The organism is Psychrobacter sp. (assembly GCF_036731945.1).
Taxonomy (GTDB): domain Bacteria; phylum Pseudomonadota; class Gammaproteobacteria; order Pseudomonadales; family Moraxellaceae; genus Psychrobacter.
Window position 1 is genome coordinate 13,614 of the sequence record NZ_DAINDI010000025.1, and the last position, 7,762, is coordinate 21,375.

The window sequence follows — 7,762 nt, forward strand, 5'->3', positions numbered from 1 at the left end:
TGCTTGGCTTTGATAAATAGATTTTCGATTTCTTCTAAACGCAGACGAACTTCTTCTGGGTCGATACCGCCGGTTTCTTCTTCGGCTTCTTCTTCAACCTCTTCTTCAACCTCTTCTTCGTCTTCATCATCATCGTCAAGCGCCAATTTGGCATTGGCTTTTGCTTTGATGACAGGCGGATTTTCTTTTTCTTCTTTAATACGCTCACGCTCTTCTTTAGCAGCATCTTTGGCTTCTTGCGCGGCGATCTTATCTTCTTCGGTTTCAGGGTCTAAAAAGCCTGTGATTACGTCAGACAGTTTTTTCTCGCCATCTTGTACTTTTTCGTACTCATCAAGGACAAACTGTACCGTACCCGGCCAGTAGGCCATGGCATGTTGCACGTCACGAATACCTTCTTCGATACGCTTGGCAATGGCAATCTCGCCTTCACGGGTCAAAAGATCAACCGTACCCATCTCACGCATATACATACGCACAGGGTCAGTGGTGCGTCCCGGCTCGGTCTCAACCGAGGCCAATACTGCTGCGGCCTCATCGGCTGCCATGTCATCATCGCTTGAATCATCGTTCATCAAGATGTCATCGGCGTCGGGCGCAGATTCAAAAATTTTAATGCCAACGTCCGTTAGCATTTGCACGATATCTTCAATCTGATCACTTTCAGTAATAGAGTCGGGCAGTTGGTCATTCACCTCGGCATAGGTCAAATACCCTTGCTCTTTACCCATTTGGATTAAGGTGGCCAGTTGAGATGTGGACTTAGAAACTGACTTATCGTTCATAAATACTCGCTTGCTTGTATCGGACATTTTTATATTGTGACTCGCTAACGCTTACGGGTGCGTTGATATAATCAATCGATTCATCAAAATATGGCGTAAAGGTTGTCAATAATAACAAAAATGAGTGGATATGAATAAAGGCTCAAAATACGACAATTACAATACTAAAAAACCGCTAAAAATTGTTCCTGCATAAATACGTCAAAACACGCTCACCTAAAAAAATACCGTTACTTAAACTTGCTTAAAATGGCGATTTAAAATCTAAAAGCATTTAAAGTGAATAGTCTAAAAACGCTTTAAAAGTTGTTCGCTAAAATTGCGCTTGCACCAAAAATGCTACTCAATAATATGGGCGTATTGTCATCTATTAAATCGGGCTAGAAATATACAGCGACACAGTTTAACACAGACCAGCCTCATCAAGCACAAGCTAGTGAATCTCGCAGGCATTTATTATCTGTATTGATGATTATTTCTTAGCCATGACGTTTTTATCATTTTTTAACCAGCGCTTGCTTTGGCACTCAATATGCAACTGGGCATAATCATTAATAGTGGGGGCAGTGGCTGTGCTTTTAAAGGGCTACCGATGATAAATAAAATTTCACCTAGCTGTTAAGATTTCACCGTCGCCATTTGTGCTGAGCGTTCCGCGTGCTGTTCGCGTAGCCAGTCGTTTAATAACTGTGATTGCTTACGGACAATCGCCAGTTTTATGTTGTCTGGGTTTTTCACCAAGTCTTGAATTTTTTTCTTCATGTGGCGCTCAAGAAGTTGACTGACCAGCTCTTCGACCAAGCCATCTAAACTTAAAATATTACGAGCAGTAAGGGCTTTATAAAAGGCGCCCCAATCACCGCTAAGCGTTTCTTGAGTACTCGGTTTGACATTCGATAAAATAAAGTGCGCCGCAGCATTGGCGTCTTTTGGCAGATAATTAAGACAGCGCTTAATGGTGCTGACGATATCGAGTAAGGCATTATCTTGCAGGTCTTCCCATACTAGCGGACGCAGAATATCGGCCGAGGCTTTTTGTTTAATATGCGCTGGTAGTTGCAGCTCATGAATACCTGCTTGCTGCCAAATGGCTTCGATAGGGTCATCGATTAAGGTGCGCGGCTGGAATAAAAAACACAGCTGCAGCTGCTGACTGATGGTCATCTCACCATCGAAATCTAACAGCGCATCTCTTGCGTCTTTGTTTTGATTGCGCCTGCCGCCAAGCTTTTGATAAATGTCATTGTTCAACAGATAGCGAAAGCTGCTACCTTTCGGCAGGGCAGTGGTCAAGGCACGCACTTGTGACATCAGCTTGGCTTTGCCTTCGACCAGACTTAAGTCATAACGCTCACTCAAATAAGCAAATATATATTGCGATAGCGGCATGGCATTGGCGATTTGCTCGCGCATCGCATCTGCGCCCTGACTTTTGATAAAAGTATCAGGGTCATGGTTATTTGGTAGGGTTAAAAACCTCAGCTCTTTATCATCGCCAAGCACAGGCAGCGCCACTTCAAGGGTACGCCAAGCGGCTTTTTGCCCTGCGCTATCCCCATCGAAACTCAATGTCAGGGTAGGGTTTAATGTCAATAACCGTGATATCTGACTCTCATTAATCGCTGTGCCCATCGACGCCACCGCACCATAAATACCGGCTTGATACAGGGCAATGACATCCATATAGCCTTCGACTACTAACCATTTATCGGCACGCTGCTGGCGAGATTCATAGTAGCCATATAGGACGTGTTGCTTATGAAAAACGGGCGAGTCAGAGGAGTTAATATATTTAGGTTTTACCTCATCATCGAGCGCGCGACCGCCAAAACCAATGGTGCGACCTTGGTTATCGCGAATCGGGAAAATCACTCTGTCACGCAGTAGGTCATAATCGCGCCCAGATTCTGATTGGCGTACCAAGCCTAGCGCTTTAAGTCCCTCGATATCTTGCGGGAATTGATGCTCAAGATGCTGCCAACCAAAGGGCGCATAGCCGAGACCAAAAGCCTCAAAAATCTCTTCGGTGATACCGCGCGATAAGAAGTAATGCTTGGCATGCGGATGAGTGGTGAGATTATGCTGATAAAACTGCTGGATTTGTTCTAATAGCTCGTACAAGTTGCCGTCTTTATCAGAGACGCTAGTTTCATCGTAGAGTGCAGGAGTATCATTACCACCGGTCAACCATGCAGGCGGATAACTATTATCGTCTTGATCGTTAGCACCTTGATAATGAGTATCGTAGTCATCGGCTGTATAAGGCATCGAATCATACGCGTCTAATGGCGAATAATTTTCATAATTATCATTATAAGTTGGCGGCTGCATATCAGCAGCTAGCATGTGCGTTTCTGCTGCCGATATTGGTGCCGATGTTGCTGGCTGACTAGCGGGTTTTGGCTTGGTTTGCGGCTTAGCTTTTGGTTTAATGGGCGCGCGCTGATAGCTGACGTTTTGCTGCTCGTCTTTTGGGACTTCAATGCCCGTTTGTTTGGACAGCTCATTAACCGCTTCGATAAAGGTTAAGTTTTCATAGTCACGTAAAAAGCTGATGGCATTACCACCAACGCTACAGCCAAAGCAGTGGTAGATGTTTTTTTGTGGATTTACATAAAACGATGGTGACTTTTCACCATGGAACGGGCAGCAGCCTTTGTATTCACTGCCCGCACGTTTGAGCGTGGTATGACGCCCAATGATACTGATTAAGTCAGCTTGGCTATTTAATTGTTCGAGAATATGGTTAGGAATGCTCATACAAAAAACAGTTTACCATAGGTCAATTACATTAAGCATCGACAATCAGCTACAAAAAACTGACAGTAGATAAAAATTATAAGAAGTAAAAACAGAAAAATAAGGCCAACAGAACGTTGACCTTATTTTTGATGATAGGTACTAAGCGTCTAAAATAGATGCGAGTAGTATCAACTTATTCAGCAGGTAATGTGGTACGGCGTACAGGGTTCATGTTTTGTGGGTCGACATCGGCTTCTCTAGCAGTATCGCCAGTGCTCGATTGGCTAGTCACGCGCTCGGTCGATGCTTCAGGCAAACCTAAACCTACATTGATACCGCTATTGGTACGCTTAGGAGACATATTTAGCGGTGCGTTAGCATTCGCTGCCGCCGCATTATCACTTGGCAATCTTAATTGATTGGCGTTACGAATCACTTGGGTTTTGGTGGCGCCATTGTAGTTACCTGACGCAACAGAGGTATCTTTATTAAAGCGGTTTAATTGTCCAAAGGTGAGTTTATTAAATAAAGTACGCTCACGTTTGGTGTTGAGTTTGACGCGTCCATCAGCGCTGAGCATGTTTGGATAATTGATTTGCAATAGCGTTTTATACTCATTTGCTAAGTCATTAAGACCGAGCTTTTCATGGCTATAAGCCAATACGGCGAGGGCATCAGGCACAGATTCACTTAATGGATAATATTGGAACACCCATTTAGCACGGTTGACCGCAGCGACATAGGCTTCGCGCTCGACATACCAGTTGGCTGCACTCATCTCGCTTTCGGCAAACTGATTATAGATAAAGGTCATACGCTGAGCGGCGTCAGGGGCGTACGGGCTGTTAGGGTATTTATTGATAAGTTCTTGGAAGTTAGCAAAGGCAATACGCAAATAGGCGGTATCACGCTCAGCTTGATTGAGCTTAAACAGTTTTAAACCTTCAGACGAGCCTTGCATATTGGCCACGCCGCGCACGTAGTAAGCATAGCTGACTTGCGGATTAGAAGGATATAGGCTAATAAATTGCTCAGCACTGGCAGCCGCCGCCTCGAACTTTCCACTTTCGTATTGGGCGTACATCACATCAAGCAAGGCTTGTTCGGCATATTGTCCCGTTGGATAAAAAGTGCGCAGATTGTTCAAATCTTCGATAGCTTGCGTATAGCGACCCTTATCAATCTGAGCGATGGCGTCGTTATAATAACCTTGCTCAGACTTCTCAGCAGTGGCAACCGCATCCACGTCTTTACCGCCAGTTAGGTTTTTAAACGTTTGACAACCCACCAAGTTGACGCTTAACGCCAGTAAGGTGATTGAGGACAGTTTGATAAACGTATTGCCAACAGCTTGCATACTTCTTCTCCGACACAAGACGCGTAATAGCAGCGACGCTATTAGGCTAAATTATAAAAGGGTAATAAGGGTAATAATAAAAAACGATGCTGGCGGCATCCATTAAGGGTCTGCTACTAAATAGGCGCTAGCAGTAAACGCACTCATTATTAACATCATTTTTATCGAATGCCGTTTTGCTCATATTAATAAAATAAATTATTTTAAAAGTTCTTATTTTAAAAAATCAGTGCCATAGCATACAGCAAAACAACGCTTACTTTATAGAATAACGCCTGCTTCGTCTATTTTTTCGTTATCTATTTTGTAGTTAAAGGGCTAATGCTTTATCTGTGTTAGCTTCGGTCTGTAGTTTAGCATGAGCCGTCGTCACGAGCGATATTGAATATGGCTGACAAGGACAAATATACAGTAAATTACAGCCATGTCATATTTTAGAGAGTTAATCTCCTAAATAGTCGCCATCAGCTAGCGACTTAATTTTTATCACGGCTTACTACCTTTAAAAAGGGGGTAACGATAAAATCGCAGATAACACGCAGCTTCTGTAGGGCTTAGGCGCTAGGCATGTTACACTATGACGATATGACTGCTGCTTTTTTCGACCGTCCTTATTTTTGCCGGTCTGTGAGCGCCAGTCCACTTTCTTATCTTATTTTCTTATGAAGTCGGCTTATAAAGCGCTAAGTGACTTTACCCTATATCAATCCGCTATGAATAATGATGCTATGACGACCAATTCCCCTAAGAAACAACCGTTAGATACCGATATGTCAGCACAAGAGTTACCAATGCCAAATGAATTATTAAATGACCATCAGCGCGCGCTTGATGAGCAAACGCCGGACATATCCAATGATGAGTTTGATGAATTGGTCGATGACGATATTGTCGACGATGAAGATGAATACGAAGACAGTGAGGATTCAGTCGTAGTTGCTGGGCAAGCGGTTCCGGTCGTTATTGATGTCACGCATACCGTCATAGAAGACGAAGCGGGCTTACGTATTGATAAACTGGCATCAAAAGTATTTGCCGATTTCTCGCGTGCCCAGCTGCAAGGCTGGATTACTGATGGCAGCTTACTTTATAACGGGACGGTACAAAAACCGAAAATCCGTGTCAAAGCAGGTGATGTCTTGCATTTATCGACGACACTGCAGCAGCATAGCGAAGATCAGCCAGAAAATATCGATATCGAAGTCGTCTATGAAGATGATGATGTCTTAGTGATTAACAAACCTGTCGGTATGGTTGTCCATCCCGGCGCTGGCAATCAGACGGGCACCTTGGTCAATGCGCTCCTGTATCATTATCCGCAGCAGCATCACTTGCCGCGAGCCGGATTGGTACACCGTATTGATAAAGATACCTCGGGACTGCTGTTAATTGGTAAAACCAAGCCCGCGCAAATGGCTTTAATGGAGCAGTTAAAGGACAAGTCTGTCTATCGTCATTACCAATGTGTGGTTGCAGGGGATGCGGCAAGTTTACTGCGTCATCGCCGTATCGATGCGCCGATTGGTCGCCATCGCAATCAACGTACTAAAATGACGGTGATGACGGCAGGGCGTGAAGCGGTAACGCATTTATTGAATGTCACACCGCTGAACGATAACTATTGCCTATTAGATGTCGGTCTTGAAACGGGGCGCACCCACCAGATTCGTGTGCATCTAAGCCATATTACCTATCCGATAGTCGGTGACCGCGTCTACGGTGGGCGTCGTCAATTGCGAGCAGGCTTAACAGAAGCGCAGCGACAAGCGATTAATAATTTCCCGCGTCAAGCATTGCATGCTTATACTTTAGGTTTCGTGCATCCAACGACTGGCGAGGATATTGAAGTCACCACGCCAATCCCTGAAGACATGCAGCAATTGATGGCGGTGTTAAGCGAAGGTTATGACGAAGAATAAAATCTGATGAGCTCTATTAAATAATGACATTCGTCTGGTAACAATCTGGCTGTAATGCTCTAATAATAACGATAAGACTGGTGCACTGACCATGCCTAACATAACAAACAATCTGCCTGTCACTTTAGTTGCTCAGCTTGATGACGTGACGGTTTTTCAAACGGCAGCTTTTAGCAGCGATGATAGTGAAGCGGCTAATGAGGTAGATAATCAGGCAAATTATGGTGCGCTAAATTTAGGCCTGCATGTCAATGACAACGCCAAAAAAGTCTTAAACAATCGCATGCGTCTATTAACGGCGATTAATGAGCAATTAGCGGCAGGGCAGCGTGCTCCTATCAATAGCTTGCGTTGGCTCAATCAAGTTCATGGTCAGCAGGTTTATGATGTCGATGTGACGGCGTTACCTATACGCCCGCTAGACGCCGATGCCATGGTTAGTCAGCAAGCGGACTTGGGGCTTGCGATTATGACCGCCGATTGCGTACCGATAGTTTTATACCAGCCAGCAACGGGACAGATAGCTGCTATCCATGCAGGCTGGCAAGGGCTGGCGTGCGGTGTTATAAAGGCAACCGCCGAGCGCTTTGCTGCTGATAAACCAATCACGGCATGGATTGGCGTCTGTATCAGTCAAGATAATTATGAAGTCGGCAGCCAAGTACGAAATAAGCTGCTGGCAGGCTGTATAGATAATCAAGCCTTATCATCACAGCATCTTGAAAGCTTTGAACAGCGTTACGTCTTAGCTTCTGTAGGGGATAAGATTAAACTGAACCTACCAAAGCTTGCCGCTGACCAATTAAATGCGGCAGGTGTTATGGTTAGCAATGAGTCCAAAATACCTTGCAGCTATGCGGATTCGCATTATTATTCTTATCGACGTCAAACGCATCTTGGCCAGCCTGCAACCGGACGTATGGCATTGATTATTACCCGTAGTGCTTCTAGAGAGTTGG

General features: G+C 44.6%; 5 protein-coding genes. 2 read left to right on the forward strand and 3 right to left on the reverse strand.

The window, feature by feature from the left end; translation table 11 throughout:
• From V7D75_RS06885 to V7D75_RS06895, 3 genes are all read right to left on the reverse strand, one after another.
• Positions 1–785, reverse strand: a 785-nt coding sequence (locus V7D75_RS06885; RefSeq protein WP_333613959.1) for an RNA polymerase sigma factor region1.1 domain-containing protein, incomplete at its 3' end; no start/stop codon positions are given.
• A 618-nt stretch (positions 786–1,403) separates the two neighbouring features.
• Positions 1,404–3,545, reverse strand: coding sequence for a DNA primase (locus V7D75_RS06890; protein WP_333613960.1), 2,142 nt, complete (start codon positions 3,543–3,545; stop codon positions 1,404–1,406).
• Positions 3,546–3,720: 175 nt separating this feature from the next.
• A complete protein-coding gene (locus V7D75_RS06895; protein ID WP_333613961.1) occupies positions 3,721–4,884 on the reverse strand; it encodes an outer membrane protein assembly factor BamD in 1,164 nt (387 codons plus the stop codon).
• A gap of 770 nt (positions 4,885–5,654) precedes the next feature.
• On the opposite strand from V7D75_RS06895, the gene V7D75_RS06900 reads away from it, so the two are divergent.
• Both V7D75_RS06900 and V7D75_RS06905 read left to right on the forward strand, forming a co-directional pair.
• On the forward strand, positions 5,655–6,803 hold the full coding sequence (locus V7D75_RS06900) for an RluA family pseudouridine synthase (protein WP_442968935.1): 1,149 nt from the start codon (positions 5,655–5,657) through the stop codon (positions 6,801–6,803).
• Positions 6,804–6,894: 91 nt separating this feature from the next.
• A partial coding sequence (locus V7D75_RS06905) for a polyphenol oxidase family protein (protein ID WP_333613963.1) occupies positions 6,895–7,762 on the forward strand: 868 nt, incomplete at its 3' end.

Bases quoted from the DNA above. Each gene is read 5' to 3' on its own strand.
- V7D75_RS06890 (WP_333613960.1), bottom strand. From the start codon at position 3,545: ATGAGCATTCCTAACCATATTCTCGAACAATTAAATAGCCAAGCTGAC.
- V7D75_RS06895 (WP_333613961.1), bottom strand. From the start codon at position 4,884: ATGCAAGCTGTTGGCAATACGTTTATCAAACTGTCCTCAATCACCTTA.
- V7D75_RS06900 (WP_442968935.1), top strand. From the start codon at position 5,655: ATGTCAGCACAAGAGTTACCAATGCCAAATGAATTATTAAATGACCAT.